Annotated in this window: 12 protein-coding genes; 4 read left to right on the top strand and 8 right to left on the bottom strand. The window is 39.0% G+C overall.

Going from position 1 to position 18,379, the window contains the following annotated elements:
* The first annotated feature begins 77 nt into the window (after positions 1-77).
* Positions 78-3,143, top strand: coding sequence for a tetratricopeptide repeat protein (locus ACO052_RS08045; RefSeq protein ID WP_422107492.1), 3,066 nt, complete (start codon positions 78-80; stop codon positions 3,141-3,143).
* On the opposite strand, the gene ACO052_RS08040 is transcribed toward ACO052_RS08045, so the two are convergent.
* From ACO052_RS08040 to xrtF, 5 genes are all read right to left on the bottom strand, one after another.
* Positions 3,140-3,505: a heavy-metal-associated domain-containing protein gene (locus ACO052_RS08040; protein ID WP_422107491.1), complete on the bottom strand. Its 366-nt coding sequence runs from the start codon at positions 3,503-3,505 to the stop codon at positions 3,140-3,142. The genes ACO052_RS08045 and ACO052_RS08040 overlap by 4 nt on opposite strands.
* A 96-nt stretch (positions 3,506-3,601) precedes the next feature.
* On the bottom strand, positions 3,602-5,812 hold the full coding sequence (locus ACO052_RS08035; RefSeq protein WP_422107490.1) for a TonB-dependent receptor: 2,211 nt from the start codon (positions 5,810-5,812) through the stop codon (positions 3,602-3,604).
* A 115-nt stretch (positions 5,813-5,927) separates the two neighbouring features.
* Complete coding sequence (locus ACO052_RS08030) at positions 5,928-6,338, bottom strand: HYC_CC_PP family protein (protein WP_422107489.1); 411 nt, start codon at positions 6,336-6,338, stop codon at positions 5,928-5,930.
* 49 nt (positions 6,339-6,387) lie between these two features.
* Positions 6,388-6,816: an exosortase F system-associated membrane protein gene (locus ACO052_RS08025; RefSeq protein WP_422107488.1), complete on the bottom strand. Its 429-nt coding sequence runs from the start codon at positions 6,814-6,816 to the stop codon at positions 6,388-6,390.
* Complete coding sequence (xrtF, locus tag ACO052_RS08020; RefSeq protein WP_422107487.1) at positions 6,809-7,360, bottom strand: exosortase family protein XrtF; 552 nt, start codon at positions 7,358-7,360, stop codon at positions 6,809-6,811. Before xrtF ends, ACO052_RS08025 begins: the two co-directional genes overlap by 8 nt.
* A 94-nt stretch (positions 7,361-7,454) precedes the next feature.
* Here xrtF and ACO052_RS08015 point away from each other — a divergent pair, with 94 nt between their 5' ends.
* A complete protein-coding gene (locus ACO052_RS08015; RefSeq protein WP_422108058.1) occupies positions 7,455-7,910 on the top strand; it encodes a GAF domain-containing protein in 456 nt (151 codons plus the stop codon).
* Positions 7,911-8,155: 245 nt separating this feature from the next.
* Here the strand turns inward: ACO052_RS08015 and ACO052_RS08010 are convergent, their stop codons facing one another.
* Entirely contained in the window at positions 8,156-9,409 is a 1,254-nt protein-coding gene (locus tag ACO052_RS08010) for an ABC transporter permease (RefSeq protein WP_422107486.1), read from the bottom strand.
* A gap of 80 nt (positions 9,410-9,489) precedes the next feature.
* Complete coding sequence (locus ACO052_RS08005) at positions 9,490-10,743, bottom strand: ABC transporter permease (protein WP_422107485.1); 1,254 nt, start codon at positions 10,741-10,743, stop codon at positions 9,490-9,492.
* Positions 10,744-10,886: 143 nt separating this feature from the next.
* Here ACO052_RS08005 and purH point away from each other — a divergent pair, with 143 nt between their 5' ends.
* Entirely contained in the window at positions 10,887-12,416 is a 1,530-nt protein-coding gene (purH, locus tag ACO052_RS08000; protein WP_422107484.1) for a bifunctional phosphoribosylaminoimidazolecarboxamide formyltransferase/IMP cyclohydrolase, read from the top strand.
* Between the two features lie 82 nt (positions 12,417-12,498).
* Here purH and ACO052_RS07995 read toward each other — a convergent pair whose 3' ends face one another.
* The gene (locus ACO052_RS07995) at positions 12,499-17,082 is read right to left on the bottom strand and encodes a T9SS type A sorting domain-containing protein (protein WP_422107483.1); all 4,584 of its coding nucleotides are present in this window, start codon (positions 17,080-17,082) and stop codon (positions 12,499-12,501) included.
* A 259-nt stretch (positions 17,083-17,341) separates the two neighbouring features.
* Between ACO052_RS07995 and ACO052_RS07990 the strand changes: the two genes are divergently transcribed.
* The gene (locus ACO052_RS07990; protein WP_111682021.1) at positions 17,342-18,370 is read left to right on the top strand and encodes a rod shape-determining protein; all 1,029 of its coding nucleotides are present in this window, start codon (positions 17,342-17,344) and stop codon (positions 18,368-18,370) included.
* Positions 18,371-18,379 lie beyond the last annotated feature (9 nt).

Genomic DNA, 18,379 nt, shown 5'->3' with positions numbered 1-18,379 from the left:
GACTGTTGCATTATGCTTAATTTGGTTATTCTGTAACAAATACTTAGTTTTAGTTACTCATAATGTAAGCGCCTCATATGGAACCAATTACAGTAATTTCTTCAGCAGTTTTAAGTCAACTTCAAACCTCGACGGTTGTAGGAACAATCGTATCTAGTTTCATTGGAAGCAGAGCTGATGATCTTATTTGTAATAGTACCAAGCACTTATTCAATAAAATAAGAAGTAACCTAAAGGAACCAGCTAACCATGATATCCAAAAGGCTGTAAGAAGAGCGTACTTGAATGCTACATTAATTGCTTCTGAAAATGTAAAAAAGGATAAAGACCTCAATGACATTAGAACTTACATTAAGTCTGAATTAGCGATGCTTAATAAGCCATATATTAAATTTCCAAAAAGCGAATTAGACGAAAACTTTGAGCAGCTGTTAAACTCGAAAAATATTAGTATCACAGAGCGTCTGCCAGAAATTATCAAGGTCTTAAAAGATTCTCTTTTCTACGAGTTTAAACTTATGAGACTTAGACCTCCAAAGGAGTTTAGAAATATTATTTATAACGGATGGGAAGAAAGCAACAAACATTTTGATTGGTATGAATTAGTATGCGCTTTTGCTTCTGAAGAATTTAAGTCCAATGATAGAATACGTGCCATTATACAGACTGACTATCTTTCTATCTTAACAACACTTAGTAGTGATATTAATATCAAGATAGACAATGTTATTGACCTATTAGAAGAATTTGAAAGCACTTATAAACCTTTAATTCAAAAGCTAGAAGACTTACTAGACATTGCTAATAGAACAGAAGAAAAAGTGAGCAGTGTTTATGACAAAGTAAATAGTATTGATGAAAGAATGGAATCTTTAGTTGAGACGATAAAAAGTGAAAAACAGCTTAATAGTAATTTCTCTTTTAATACTAAAGGTTTAAAAGCAAGTAAAAACTACAATGATATTAAGACTGAACTAAAAGCACTATACGAAAAAGAACAACAAATAAAATTAGAAATAGAAGACTACCTAGTGGAGGTTAAAGAAGCTACTGGTAATACTCTAGAACGGAAACAACGCTTACTTAGAAATGCGGAATTAAAGCAACTAGACATCAATAAAGAGCGTTTAGGTGTGGAAAAGGGATTAGAAGTCTTCGTAAATGACGTATTAACACTTGCTAAAACCTTAGAAAACAAAGAATTTAAAGAAGACTCAGAACTTAAAAGGATTAAGGAATTGTTTAACCAAGGTAAATATCAAGAGGTCAATGACATCTTAAACGAAGAATCCTTATATCAAGAATTAGAAAAATCTAATCTAAGACGACAGGAACTCTCCCAAAAATTCTTAGTTAAGGCACAAACTGTTGTCATCGAAAAGGATAAAAACTGGTTTTCATTAGCGAATAAGTACTATCAAGAAGCCATTGATATTTATGAATCTCATAACACACTATTTGAATTTGCCTACTTTCTTGCTGAGCATAAAAAGATTAAAAAAGCCATATTCAATTATTCTAAAGTATTAGATATTAGAAGAAAACTCTCGGAGCAGAATCCAAATGCCTATCTGCCCTATGTGGCAAGTACGCTGAACAATCTCGCCATTTTGCAAAAGAACAACAACGAGCTTGAAGGTGCCGAAAAAAATTATCTCGAAGCCCTGGATATTAGAAGAAAACTAGCGGAGCAGAATCCAAATGCCTATCTGTCCTATGTGGCAAGTACGCTCAACAACCTCGCCGTTCTACAAAGCGACAACAACGAACTTGAAGGTGCCGAAAAAAATTATCTCGAAGCCCTGGATATTAGAAGAAAACTCGCGGAGCAGAATCCAAATGCCTATCTGCCCTATGTGGCAAATACGCTGAACAACCTCGCCAACCTACAAAGCGATAACAACGAGATTGAAGACGCAGAAAAAAATTATCTCGAAGCTCTTGATGCATATAGGAAACTTGCGGAGCAGAACCCAAAGGCCTATCTGACCGATGTGGCAATGACGCTGAACAACCTCGCCATTTTGCAAAAGAACAACAACGAGCTTGAAGGTGCCGAAGAAAATTATCTCGAAGCCCTGGATATTAGAAGAAAACTCGCGGAGCAGAATCCAAATGCCTATCTGGCGGATGTGGCAAATACGCTGAACAACCTCGCCAACCTACAAAGCGATAATAACGAGCTTGAAGGTGCCGAAAAAAATTATCTCGAAGCCTTGGATATTAGAAGAAAACTAGCGGAGCAGAATCCAAATGCCTATCTGGCCGAAGTAGCAATGACACTGAACAACCTGGCGGTTCTACAAAACGACAACAACGAGCTCGAAGGCGCTGAAAAAAATTATCGCGAAGCCCTGGATATTAGAAGAAAACTCTCGGAGCAGCATCCCAATGCCTATCAGCCCTATGTGGCAAGTACGCTCAACAACCTCGCCATTCTGCAAAAGAACAACAACGAGCTTGAAGGTGCCGAAAAAAATTATCTCGAAGCCTTGGATATTAGAAGAAAACTAGCGGAGCAGAATCCAAATGCCTATCTGCCCTATGTGGCAATGACCCTCAACAACCTCGCCATTCTGCAAAGTAACAACGACGAGCTTGAAAGAGCCGAAAAAAATTATCTCGAAGCTCTTGATGCATATAGAAAACTAGCGGATCAGAATCCAAATGCCTATCTGGCGGATGTGGCAATGATACTGAACAACCTTGCAATTCTGCAAAAGAACAACAACGTGCTTGAAGGTGCCGAAAAAAATTATCTCGAAGCCCTGGATATTAGAAGAAAGCTCGCGGAGCAGAATCCAAATGCCTATCTGCCCCATGTGGCAATAACGCTCAACAACCTCGCCATTCTGCAAAGTAACAACAATGAGCTTGAAGGTGCCGAAAAAAATTATCTCGAAGCTCTGGATATTAGAAAAAAACTAGCGGAGCAGAATCCTAAGCGTTATGATTTGGACTTAGCAAATACCTTATTAAACTTCGCCATATTTTATTCAAAGGACTTCCTAGACAAAGCAAACTCTTTAAAACACACAAAAGAGGCCGTTAACTTTATTAAACCCTATTTGGAAACGGTTACTTGGGCAAAACAATTACAAGAAATGGCTAATAAAATAATAGCCTATTGGAAAAATAATTAATTCTTCTTTTTTGGCTCATGTGCTTTTACCACTTCCTCATCGCGATATTTGCAACAGGCATCTACTTTTCCATAAGCTTCATCATTAGCTTTTATATACTTAGTGTCATGACCTACATCGGCTATCTTCTGCGCTATGGTTTTTAAATCGGTTTTTCGCTCATCATAAATGAGTTTTAGCTCATGGGTATCAACATTCCAAACCGCGGACTTTACACCTTTGGTTCTAATGGCTGCCTTCTCGATACGTACTTTGCATTCGCCACAAACACCGTCGACTTCCATCGTGGCTTTAGCGTTTTTGTTCTGTGCAAAGCTTACTGTTGTAATTACTACTGTGATAATTAAAATTATTTGTTTCATTTTGTTTTGTTTTTGTCATTGCGAGACTTTGAAAAAGTTGTGGCAATCTCTTAATTTAAAAGATTGCTTAGTCATTCTTCCTCGCAATGACGTTTTTTATTGTATTCTAAAGCGCAATCCTGCATAATAGAGACTTCCAAAAATGGGTCCATATACAAAATTACTATCAAAATTGGCTCCAAAAGGATCATCCGGACTAATTATAGGATCTGATTGCCTTACATTGGTCACATTTTCGCCACCTAAATATACTTCAAATTTTGGGGAAAACACTTTGGTAACTTGCAGGTTCAGGGTTCCAACCGTTGGCGAATAGTCATCCAATTGAAATTCTGGTGTACTTAGCTCAGTACCCGGGAAACGTTGAGCGTCCAGCCAATTATAGGTCGCATCAAACTTCCACTGACTTCCGTTATCCTTTGCTTGAGTCTCATAAGCCGCATTAGCGAACAAACGGTTCTGAGGGATTAACGGTTTTTCTAATCGTCCAGAGTTGTAATCCGTTTTAATATTGTAATACTTATAGGCTGTTCTTAAATCGAATCCTTGAAACGCATTATAATTAAATTCCAGCTGAAAACTATTGGCATAACTATCGCCTTCGAGATTATAAAAGTCAATTTCAAAAGGATTCTCCCAATCCACTACCACTTGATTTTGAAAATCGGTTCTGTAAAAATCGAAGGTGATATCGGCTTTTCGGTCAAACAGGTTAAAGCCTTGTAGATAACTTATGCCATAATTCCAGGCAATTTCTGGGTCAAGACCGTAGATTTTCCCTCCGGCATTTTGAATATTAATTTGTCTGGAGCTCGCAAACAGATTTTGATTCTCAGCAAAAATATTGGCACTGCGTTTACCACGCCCAATAGAGGCTCTCAAAGCTGATTTTTCCCATGGCGTATAGCGCACATGCAATCTTGGAGTTACAAAAAATCCCAAACGATTATGCTGATCGACGCGTAAACCTGCCGTCATGGTCAGTTTATCTAAATTGTCGTAAGCGTACTCGAAAAAGGCACCCACAGAATTTTCGGTGCGTTCAAAAGTTTCCGTATTCACCAATTCATCATAATGGTCGTAAGTAAAGCTCAATCCCGTTTTTACCTTATGGCGCGAATCTGAAATAATACTATTGTAGATTAAATTTGAATAAAAACTATTGTGCTGTATATCATAGATATTCAGTCCAAAATAAGAGTCTTGCCTATGATGGCTAAAAGCCGTTTGAAAGCCCAAACTTTGATAAGGAAGCTCCGGGTTGACATAACCTAATTTTGTCATCATTTCAAAACGCTCCGTATTAATCTCGCTTCCCCATGCTTCGACTTCGCTCAGCATAGTAGTTCTAGGATCAAAATTATCTGGATCAAAATTTAGTTGTCCGGCTTGTTTTTCATCATATAAATATCTCACATTTATAAAACTTACCACGCCTTTTTCTGGATTGGTATACTGCCATCGGTTCATCACGTTAATCTGATTAAAAAGCGGCATATCCAAAAATCCGTCGTCATTAACATCATGTTTTTGTTGGTGCGTGTTAGCATGAACATAAAAGCCCGTATTCCATTTTTCGGATACTTTGGTATTAAAATGTGTATTTAATTCTAGCCGTTCGCTTGAAGCGCCATAAAGGTTGAGATAAAAGTTGTCGTCTGTTGTAGGCTTTACCAATTCCGTATTGATTTGTCCCGTTATACTTTCAAAGCCGTTAACCACACTCCCCGCTCCTTTTGTGATCTGTATACTTTCTACCCAAGTCCCTGGGATAAAACTTAAGCCATAAGCCTGTGATGCCCCACGAATTGCTGGAATATTTTCGGTAGCAATTAAGATATATGGTGAGTTTAAGCCTAACATTTTAATCTGCTTGGTTCCTGATACCGCATCCGCAAAATTGACATCTATTGAGGGATTGGTTTCAAAACTCTCGGACAAATTGCAGCAAGCTGCTTTTAACAGTTCATCAGCGCTAACCGTAAAGGTATTAGTAGCTTTTAAGTAGGATTTTGACGTCGCTGATTTTTTGTAAGTAACTTCAACCGATTCTAGTTCATCTGAGGCCTGTAATACATGCCTGATGAACTTATTTTCATTAACGGTTAGTGTATCCGTCTTAAAACCCACATAACTTATCACTAACTTGTTGAACGAAAATTTATAGGGCAACGAAAAGGTACCATCATCGTTGGTAATGGCACCAATAGACGAGCCCAGCCAATAGACATTGGCGCCTGATAAAGGCAGCTCTTGAGCATCACGCGATTCTAAGACTATGCCTTTTAATTGTTCTTGTGCTATCATGCTATGCGATAAGCACATAAAAATTATAATTATATAATACTTCATTTGTTTTGATTATAGGTATACTACTTTAAGCACATGGTCATGCGCTCTCTTTAAAAAAGTTATACTATATTCAAATGAGGTAAGTCTCGTCTAAGACCTGAATATCTTCAGTGAGTAAAGGGGGTGAATAATCTTTATGAGGTATAATCAGCTTTGGTAGACTTTCATAGAGCTGACCATAAGTGTACAGGTAGGCCAATAGCACCTGTTTCTGAATTGTGTCTAAGTCTTCGGATACCTTTATCGAAAGATCATCTTGACCTTCAACAATGTCGATTTCATTTTCACAACAGGACTTCTTTGTGACGTTTAGGCTTTCGTTTTTGACATCACCACAACAATGGTCAATCTCAGTAAATACAGCCACATCAACCAAAACCCCTGCACAGAAATGCTTTTCAATCGACAATGATAACGTAGACACTAATACTAAGAGTGCCAATAAGATTGAGAATCCTTTATGCAAAAGCGACAAATTCATAATGCAAAGTTACAAAATTCCCCATAGTACCCTAGAAATTATAAAATCCTTAACTGTTCAATTTATAGTAATAAAAGGCTGGCAATAGTAGAATCAAGCCTATTGGTTGAATTAAAAAGCGTCTCACATTAAAGAACAAATAATAGTCTTCCTGCTTTGGGTTAATGACAAAATATAAAAACGGAATAAGCAATAAGACATAAGCAATGGCATAAAGTAAAACGGAGAACTTTATCATTATTTTATCACTAAATATGAGATACAAAACCCCTAAAGAGGCTAAAGTATTGAGCAAATATCTAAGACTAGTAAAAAAGACTAATTTGACGACTTCCCTTCTAGGGTTGTCCATATATAAATAGTCGTTTTCAAAAAATGTCAAATAGGGATCATAGAATAAATGGTTTTCAAACCCTCTTATGGCCGCTAAAACAAGAATTAATATAAAGACCAATATGTAGCGTGTCAGTTTAGGCATTTGTTTTTACTGATTTTGAAAATCGATTCACCCAAATCATCCAAAGTAAAAATACAGTGCCATAAATCAGCATTGGAAAAATAACATTGTGCAAAAGTTCTCTTCGCCAAGGATAATGGTACAAGCCTGCTGATAATATAACTATCCTAATTAAGTTAAAGGCATAGATAATGATGCTACCAGCAAAACAATATAAAATGGTTGTTTTGAGCTTACCAGCAAAAGCCACTATAAATGATAAAAACAAAATAATAATGCTTAAAGCGTTACAACCCTCAATAACCCTGGCGACAGACTTGCCGTTAATAATCACTTTCATTGAAGCTTCATCGGGATGTGGCAAAATATCCGCGTCATATCCAACAGTATTTAGTAAGGTATTGGTTTGTCTTGCTACTAAGTTGGTCATATAATCAGGATAAAACTTGGATCCATCCGAGAAACTCAAATAGAGATAATGAGCAATAGTTAATACGCCATAAACCACTAAAAATGTGATTATGAAACGAATAACCAATTTATATTTCGTTAAAAGTTCTCTCAAGAAAAAAAGATGGTCTTAGTTTGCTGTTAAATTTATGAAAACCCTATTTTAAAATTGAACGATTTAAATACTTTTACCAAAAGTTTATACAATGATGACCTTTGAAGCCCTTAAACCTGAGATAAAACATATTGTTGCACAACATAGCTTAAGTGTGGACGACCGCCTTCTTAAGATTTGTGAACTGCTCGAAACCCATATCGATTATTATAATTGGGTGGGCTTTTATTTTAAGAACGGAGATAAGCTCGAACTGAAGTTAGGGCCCTATGTGGGCGAACCTACCGATCATACTATTATTCCTTTCGGCAAGGGAATTTGTGGTCAAGTTGCCGTAAGCAACCAAAACTTTGTAGTCCCTGATGTCTCGGCACAAGATAACTACATTGCTTGCAGCATTACCGTAAAGGCCGAAATCGTAGTACCTATTTTTATCAACGGTGAAAATATTGGCCAAATCGATATCGATTCTAATACGCCCGATCCTTTTACCGAGTCCGATGAACGCTTTTTGGAGTTTGTTTGTAAGGAGGTTGCTAAAATTATTTAGACCTATTTCTAAAATTGTCTTTTAGCCTTATGATGAAAAATACTACGATACTTAGCATAAGTAGTAGAAATAAGGTATAAGTTATAATTATTATCCAATAATTAAGATTGCTAATATCCCAAGCCCAAGCGACGGTTTTATTAATGCCCAAGATATTATTTGACCTAAGATAAATCAAAGATCCTAATATCAAGACCGTTGAAACACTTATGAAATACTTTAGGAACCGCTTCAATTTCATAGCACTACATACCTGTTCTGATGGCCTCGACCGGATCTAATCTCGACGCTGATATTGCTGGAATCATTCCAGATATTAAACCGATAAAAGAAGAAATTGAAAACCCTAGGAGCATATTTTTCGGTGATAAAACAAACTCAAAATCTTCAATGAGGTTATTAGCTATAAGCGTTCCACACCAAACCATCACAAGCCCAATTAAACCACCAATAAGAGCCAATATTACCGCTTCGAATAAGAATTGAAACAAAATAAATCTATTTTTAGCTCCCAATGATTTTTGAATCCCAATGAGGTTGGTGCGCTCTTTAACGCTCACAAACATAATGTTCGCAATACCAAATCCGCCCACCAATAACGAAAAACCACTAATGACCCAACCAATGACATTCATAGTACCAATGATATTATCTATAGCATCTTGTAAGCCAGAAATAATGTTGATGAAGAACGAATCAATTTCTTCGGGTTTTAGGCCTCTCCTATTACGTAAAATCTGAGTGACATCTGCCTTTAAACCTGCTATATCGACTCCCTTTTTGGGTTTTATAATGACAATATTCTTGAAATTGCGGTTATTGTCCCCAAAACGATTTCTAACATAATTGGCAGGTAAGAAAATCGAAATGTCATTACTATCACCAAAGAGGCCCGAGCCTTCTTTTTTTACCACACCAATCACCGTAAATTTTTGCCCATAAAGCCGTACTTTCTTTCCGATGGGTTCTAAATTTCCAAATAGTGATTTTGCGATCTCAGAACCAATCACAACAACAGCTTTACCGGCATTAGATTCGGATTCATTATAAAAACGACCTTTGTCAAACTCTAAATATTGGATATCGGTAAACTCGTTGGAAACCACTACAGTATTCACACTACTGACCAATTCAGATTCGTATCTAATATTTTCGCGTCTTACAAACAATTGAAAAGCCACATGTTCGGCATCCTTTAAACCCGATTTTAGAAACTTGTATTCATTATAAGAAATCTCGTCAAAGGTTTCGTAGGTCCACCTTGGCACTTCCGTAGGCCCAAAAGAAATATTGGCCACATACATGGTATTGCTATCTAAGGAACTCAGTTGAGATTTAATCTGTTTGTCCAATGAATCCACTGCCGCAAGTACAGCTATAATAGAGAAAATACCTATAGTTACTCCTAATAAAGATAAGAAAGTACGGAGCTTATTATTTCTTAAGGCATTAAATGCAAATGTGAAGCTCTCTTTCAGTAAGCGTACATATAATAGCATAAGGCATATATTAGACGCCTAAAGATAATGGCTTTAGTTTACAAAAAAGGTTATAAAAAGCTTAAAATATACCAAGGTATTTACATCCCTGTTCTAATCGCTTCAACAGGGTCTAATCGCGATGCGGAAAATGCAGGTATCACACCCGAGATCAATCCGATAAAACTTGATAAGATAAAACCTAAGAACATATTACCGAAAGACAGTATAAATCTGAAATCTTCTCCAACAATCCCGTTCATGATTAATGAGGTTATCCAAACAAAAAACAGACCTATAAAACCACCGACAACCGCTAATATCACAGCTTCAAACAAAAACTGAAACAGAATAAAGCGATTTTTGGCACCAAGGGATTTCTGGATGCCGATTAAATTGGTACGCTCCTTAACACTCACAAACATGATGTTAGCAATACCAAAACCACCAACCAATAACGAAAAACCACTAATCACCCAACCCACAAGGTTTAAGGTAGCGATAATGGCATCTATAAACGATACCAATCCAGAAAGTTTATTGATAAAGAAGTCATCGTCTTCATCTGCCTTAAGTCCTCTGTAGGCTCTAAACTTTTGACGCAATACATTTTCAAAAGCGCCCATATCTACCCCAGCTTTTGGTTTTATAACCACAGCGCCTGGCAAACCATCAACACCACCATTTCTAAATCGTCGGACAAAATTTGCCGGTACAAATCCTTTCCCATCAGGCGAATCCCCTAAGGTTGATCCATACTTTTTAAGAACTCCAATAACGGTTAATTTTCTGCCATAAACCCGAACGACTTTGCCAATGGGATTCGATGTATCAAACAGGTTTTCAGCGAGTTCTGAACCAATCACTATAACCGGCGCACCTGTATCTGATTCTAATTCTGAATAAAACCTCCCCTGCTCCACTTTTAAATCATCGATGACGTAAATGCCATGGGATATAGGAGTTACTTCCACATTAGATACGGTCTCCGCTTGATAACGTATGGTTTCATTGCCTCCAAAAATGACATAGGCAGACTCTTCTATGTCAGGAATATTACGTCTCACAAATTCATAGTCATCGTATTCCGTTTGGGGAAAATTATCGCGTTTCCATCGGGGAACATCGGTAGGGCCAAATGAGTACTTGGTCAAATACATGGTATTCTTATCCAGACCCGAAAGATTTTCTTTTATATCTCTGTCTAAAGAGTCGACCGCTGCCAATACCGCTATAATGGAAAAAATACCAACAGTGACCCCTAAAAGTGATAGAAACGTACGCAGTTTATTGTTTCTAAGGGCGTTTAATGCAAACGAAAAACTTTCCTTAAAGACTCTTAGATAGACTAACATGGCTAGGTTGTTTTAAAACAATTTAAACATAGGACGTTTTCAACAATATATTGTTACAAAAAACTTAAAGAAACTGAGTTGACCGATAAGATTATCATCTTGAATCTTTTATTTTTGCAGCATCAAAATCACAACACAACATTATGAACACCAAAACTATGTCCTCGGCACTAATTTCTGTATTTAGTAAGGATGGATTAGAACCAATTGTAAAAAAACTCAAGGATCTCAACGTTACTATTTATTCCACTGGCGGAACGGAAAAATTTATTAAAGACTTGGGCATAGACGTCACTCCTGTTGAAGACGTTACCTCCTATCCTTCAATTCTTGGGGGACGCGTAAAAACCTTGCACCCTAAAGTTTTTGGCGGTATTTTAAATCGTCAGAGCAACGATGGTGATGTTGCGGAATTGGCAGAGTTTGAAATTCCTCAAATCGATTTGGTCATTGTTGACCTCTACCCTTTTGAAAAAACAGTGGCTTCGGGAGCAAGTCACCAAGATATCATTGAAAAGATTGACATCGGAGGGATCTCTTTAATTAGAGCTGCAGCAAAAAACTACGCGGATGTCACTTGTGTATCTTCTGTTGAAGATTATTCTGAATTTTTAGAGTTACTCGAGGCGAAACATGGCGAAACATCCGAAGATGACAGAAAACGCTTTGCAGCAAAAGCGTTTAATGTGTCATCACATTACGACACCGCTATTTTTAACTATTTTAATAAAAATCATGAGCAGGCTGCTCTTAAAATAAGCGAAACTAAAGGCAAGGTATTACGTTATGGAGAAAATCCACATCAAAAAGGATTTTTCTTTGGTGATTTTGATGCTATGTTTACCAAATTGCACGGTAAAGAATTAAGCTATAACAACTTACTAGACGTTGATGCTGCTGTTAATTTAATCCTAGAGTTTAAAAATGAAGATCCAACCTTCGCGATATTAAAACACAATAATGCATGTGGATTTGCGCAGCGAAAAACAGTGCATCAAGCTTATATTGATGCCTTAGCGGGTGATCCTGTTTCGGCGTTTGGTGGTATCTTAATTAGTAATACTGAAATTGACAAGGATACTGCTGAAGAAATTCACAAATTATTCTGTGAAGTGGTTATTGCCCCTTCATTTACTGATGATGCTTTAGAGATTTTAAAGGGAAAGAAAAATAGAATCTTATTAGTTCTTCATGATGTAGAGCTTCCGAAAACTACGGTAAGAACTTGTTTAAACGGTGCTTTGGTACAAGAACGCGATGCTAAAACGGATGCTCTTGAAGATTTAAAAACCGTTACTAATTCAGCACCTACCCAAGACGAGCTCGAGGATTTAATTTTCGCATCAAAATTGTGTAAACACACCAAATCAAATACTATTGTTTTAGCTAAGAACAAACAATTATGCGCAAGTGGCACAGGACAGACAAGTCGTGTAGATGCACTTAATCAAGCTATACACAAAGCCAAGTCATTTAATTTTGATTTAGACGGAGCCGTTATGGCCAGTGATGCCTTTTTTCCGTTTCCTGACTGTGTGGAAATAGCCGATAAAGCTGGTATTAAAGCTGTTATTCAACCTGGAGGTTCCATCAAAGATGAATTAAGCATTAAGTATTGCAACGAAAATGATGTTGCCATGGTATTTACAGGAACACGTCATTTTAAACATTAGAGTTTAGAATCCATGAATAAAAAAAGAGCATCAGAATTCTGATGCTCTTTCTTATTTAAACAAACATTTATAAAAGCTAAAATTAGTTTTTAATGACCCGCTTAACAATTCTACTTCCTGAGCTTACATCGGTAATATTCATAAAGTAAGTACCATTTTCCAGATTACCGATATCAATCGTCATATCATCTGCATTAGTAGCATTAGCACGATAAACCTGCTTACCGAGCATGTCGATAACTTGAATTTCTAAGTCTAGTATCCTATTCCCACCGAAAGAGATGTTCACAACATCTTTTGAAGGATTTGGAAATATGCTGAAATCGAATGCAGTATCAAAATCATCAATGCTTAAAGCGTCGCAGTCCATTCCAGTAAGTCGCGTAACTGAAATTGGATTGGATAAATCGAAGCAGCCTGATAAATCGGCTACATTGGTAGCTGTTCCCAACCCAATATCGCCTGTGTATCTCAAGTACCAGATATCGCAAATACCTGCTGGAGCGCCTTCTAAGCTAAATCCACCTGGTGGTACCGTTGCTGGTGCTCCCAAGATATCACCTGTGGCTTGGTCAGTGATGACCCAAGTAGAACTATCACCTGATAAAACTCCAGCATCCACAAACTCAACGTCAATTAAATCATCAACACCTTCACCGACACATATGGAAGCCGTCGTATCCGTAGTACCCGCAATTTGAATAGCGCCTCCATTAACTGCATTTCTCGATACCGAAATCGGATTCGACAAATCAAAACAGCCAGATAAGTCAGCTACATTGGTCGCTGTTCCCAGTCCAATATCTCCTGTATATCTCAAGTACCAGATATCGCATACCCCAGTCGGAGCACCTTCCAAGTTAAACGGTCCTGCTGCTGGAGTACCTAAGATATTACCAGTTGCTTGATCTGTAATGACCCATGTTGAACTGTCTCCGGATAAGACGCTCATATCTACAAACTCTACATCAATCAGATCATCCACGCCTTCGCCCACACAAATTGTTGTTGATGTATCTGTGGTTCCTGCAATCTGAATTGATCCTCCATTCACTGCGTTTCTCAATACCGAAATTGGGTTTGACAGATCAAAGCAACCTGATAAATCGGCTACATTGGTGGCTGTTCCCAGTCCAATGTCACCTGTATATCTTAAATACCAAATATCGCACACTCCTGTCGGGGCACCTTCTAAGTTAAACGGTCCTGCTGCTGGTGTCCCTAAAATGTCGCCTGTCGCCTGGTCCGTGATGACCCATGTAGAGCTGTCTCCTGAGAGTACACTCATATCTACAAACTCTACAGCGATTAAATCGTCTACACCTTCACCTACGCATATCGTGGTTGAAGTATCCGTTGTGCCTGCAATCTGGATTTCACCAGCTTGTGCATCACATAAGGTCATACAATCCATACCTGTGAAACGTGTTATTGAAATTGGATTCGATAAATCAAAGCAACCTGATAGGTCGGCCACATTTGATGCCATACCCAAGCCAATATCTCCTGTGTATCTTAAATACCAAATATCACATATCCCAGCTGGTGCTCCTTCAAGGTTGAATGGTCCTGCTGCTGGTGTTCCCAAAATATCTCCCGTAGCCTGATCTGTAATGACCCATGTAGAGCTGTCACCAGAAAGTACGCTCATATCCACAAACTCTACATCAATGAGATCATCCACGCCTTCACCCACACAAATCGAAGCTGTTGTATCGTTGGTTCCCGCGATCTGAATTTCGCCGCCATTAACCGCATTCCGAGATACCGAAATCGGGTTCGATAGATCAAAGCAGCCACTTAAATCCGCTACGTTAGTTGCACTACCTAAACCGATATCTCCTGTATATCTTAAGTACCAGATATCACAGATTCCCGTTGGTGCGCCTTCTAAACTAAAGCCACCTGCCGGTTGCGTTGCTGGGGCGCCTAAAATATTTCCTGTCGCTTGGTCTGTAATCACCCATGTGGAACTGTCACCTGATAGTACACCCATATCTACAAACTCCACCGCGATCAAATCGTCCACGCCTTCACCAACACATATCGTGGCTGAGGTATCCATGGTGCCTGCAATCTGAATAGCGCCACCATTGACCGCATTACGCGATACCGAAATCGGATTTGATAAATCAAAGCAACCTGATAAATCGGCCACGTTAGTTGCACTACCTAAACCGATGTCTCCGGTATATCTTAAGTACCAGATATCACAGATGCCCGTTGGGGCGCCTTCTAAGCTAAAGCCACCTACAGGTTGCGTTGCTGGTGCGCCTAAAATATTTCCTGTCGCTTGGTCCGTAATCACCCATGTGGAACTGTCACCGGATAAAACACCCATATCTACAAATTCTACCGCGATCAAATCGTCCACGCCTTCACCAACACATATGGTCGCTGTGGTATCCGTAGTGCCCGCAATCTGAATGGCTCCACCATTGACCGCATTACGCGATACAGAAATCGGATTTGATAAATCAAAACAGCCACTTAAATCCGCTACATTGGTTGCACTTCCCAATCCTATATCTCCTGTATATCTTAAGTACCAGATATCACAGATGCCCGTTGGGGCGCCTTCTAAACTAAAGCCACCTGCTGGTTGCGTTGCCGGTGCGCCTAAAATATTTCCTGTAGCTTGGTCCGTAATCACCCAAGTGGAACTGTCACCGGATAAAACACCCATATCTACAAATTCTACCGCGATCAAATCGTCCACGCCTTCACCAACACATATGGTCGCTGTGGTATCCGTAGTGCCCGCAATCTGAATGGCTCCACCATTGACCGCATTACGCGATACAGAAATCGGATTTGATAAATCAAAGCAACCTGATAAATCGGCCACGTTAGTTGCACTACCTAAACCGATATCTCCTGTATATCTTAAGTACCAGATATCACAGATGCCTGTTGGGGCGCCTTCTAAACTAAAGCCACCTGCTGGTTGCGTTGCTGGAGCACCTAAAATATTTCCTGTAGCTTGATCCGTAATCACCCATGTGGAGCTGTCACCGGATAAAACACCCATATCTACAAACTCGACAGCGATCAAATCGTCCACGCCTTCACCAACACATATCGTGGCTGTGGTATCCGTAGTACCCGCAATCTGAATAGCACCTCCATTGACCGCATTACGCGATACTGAAATCGGATTTGATAAATCAAAGCAACCTGATAAATCGGCCACGTTAGTTGCACTACCTAAACCGATGTCTCCTGTATATCTTAAGTACCAAATATCACAAATTCCCGTTGGGGCGCCTTCTAAGCTAAAGCCACCCACTGGTTGCGTTGCTGGAGCACCTAAAATATTTCCTGTCGCTTGGTCCGTAATCACCCAAGTCGAACTGTCACCGGATAGTACGCCCATATCTACAAATTCGACAGCAATCAAATCGTCTACGCCTTCACCAACACATATCGTGGCTGAGGTATCTGTGGTACCTGCAATCTGAATAGCGCCACCATTGACCGCATTCCGTGATACCGAAATCGGATTCGACAAATCAAAACAGCCCGATAAATCGGACACATTGGTTGCGCTTCCCAAGCCTATATCTCCTGTATATCTTAAGTACCAGATATCACATATGCCTGTTGGTGCGCCTTCTAAACTAAAGCCACCTGCTGGTTGCGTTGCTGGAGCACCTAAAATATTTCCTGTCGCTTGGTCCGTAATCACCCAAGTCGAACTGTCACCGGATAGTACGCCCATATCTACAAATTCGACAGCAATCAAATCATCTACACCTTCACCAACACATATCGTGGCTGAGGTATCTGTGGTACCTGCAATCTGAATAGCGCCACCATTGACCGCATTCCGCGATACCGAAATCGGATTCGACAAATCAAAACAGCCCGATAAATCGGACACATTGGTTGCGCTTCCCAAGCCTATATCTCCTGTATATCTTAAGTACCAGATATCACATATTCCCGTTGGGGCGCCTTCTAAATTGAAAGGGCCTGCTGCTGGGGTTCCCAAGATATCGCCTGTTGCTTGATCTGTAATGACCCATGTCGAACTGTCACCAGACAATACGCTCATGTCCACAAACTCTACCGCGATGAGATCATCCATGCCTTCGCCAACGCATATGGTGGCTGAGGTATCGGTGGTGCCCGCAATCTGAATGGCCCCACCTTCTGCATCACATGAGGCCCAAGCAGCAGCTGAACCCCCATTAGTAGTGGTATAAGGACCACTTCCGGTTACAAAGTTATTGGCATCATCCCATCGTCCTGCTGTAACTGCCTGCCCAACTCTGGGCTGATTAGCGGCTCCCCATTGTACATAAGACACTAATACATTAGGGTCTGATGAACCAAAACTATTGGTACTAAAAAGACTTAGACCATCTTGAGACTCTGTAACATCATAAGATAATGTCACCGACTCATTTGCCATGAGCATGTAATTACCATTTATTGGAGTTACAGCACCTACTCTAACATAGGTCCCTGGCCCTAAACATAACCAGTAATCAGTGACATTTACCATTGACGATCCCGTATTGGTAATCGTTAATACATCTGTTGCAGGATCTACACTAGTAAATGTTGCACCTTGCGCAAAACCACTTAGGCATCCTACAAACAATAATGATAAGGCCATAATTCCCCTTACCATCGTCTTAAATTGTAATTTTTGTTTCATTTTATTTAAATGCTTTTTTTGATTGCTTAAAATTAGTGCCGTCTATTTTCTAAAAATGTTAGCCAGCTAACACAAACAAAAAAACTATTTTAATATACTGATTAACAACCACCTGAATGCGATTGCTCATACGTAGAAATTACTATTCGTACCCTAAGAAAAGTAGGATTGAAGATAATTAATTTAACTGATGTTTATTTTACAGGATTTATTACTTTTACGTATTACTTTTAACCCAAATTAATTTACAGAACAGCGCATGGGATTTTTTGATTTCCTGACAGAAGAAATAGCGATAGATTTAGGAACTGCAAACACCTTAATAATACATAACGACAAGGTTGTGGTGGATAACCCCTCCATTGTAGCAAGAGATCGTATCAGTGGAAAAATCATTGCAGTTGGTAAAGAAGCCAATATGATGCAAGGAAAAACCCACGAAAATATTAAAACCATTAGACCTTTAAAGGATGGTGTCATTGCCGATTTTGACGCCTCAGAACAAATGATTAGTTTGTTTATTAAAAATATCCCAGCGTTAAAGAAGAAGTTTTTTAATCCTGCATTACGTATGGTTGTCTGTATTCCTTCAGGAATTACAGAAGTGGAAATGCGCGCCGTAAAAGAATCTTGTGAACGGGTTAATGGTAAAGAAGTCTACTTAATCCATGAACCTATGGCGGCAGCAATTGGTATTGGTGTCGACATCATGCAACCTAAAGGAAATATGATTGTAGATATTGGTGGTGGCACTACTGAAATTGCGGTTATAGCTTTAGGCGGAATTGTCTGTGATAAGTCCGTAAAAGTTGCTGGAGATGTCTTTACAAACGATATCATCTACTATATGCGTACGCAGCACAACCTTTATGTTGGAGACAGAACAGCAGAAAAAATTAAGATTCAAATTGGGGCTGCAACCGAGGATTTGGAATTACCGCCTGAGGATATGAGTGTTCAAGGGAGGGATTTATTAACCGGAAAACCAAAACAGGTTCAGATTTCTTATAGAGAAATTGCTAAGGCTTTAGACAAATCAATTCTTCGCATCGAAGATTCTGTTATGGAAACATTGTCTCAAACTCCCCCAGAGTTAGCAGCGGACATCTATAATACAGGTATTTATCTTGCTGGTGGTGGATCTATGCTTCGCGGTTTGGATAAGCGTTTATCACAAAAGACGGATTTACCGGTTTATATCGCCGAAGACCCTTTAAGGGCTGTAGTGAGAGGCACAGGAATTGTTCTTAAAAACTTATCAAAATACAAAAGCGTATTGATAAAATAAAAAGTAAAT

Origin of the sequence: Winogradskyella sp. (genome assembly GCF_965228925.1) — a bacterium.
Lineage (GTDB): Bacteria > Bacteroidota > Bacteroidia > Flavobacteriales > Flavobacteriaceae > Winogradskyella.
This window is presented reverse-complemented; position numbering and strand designations above follow the sequence as displayed.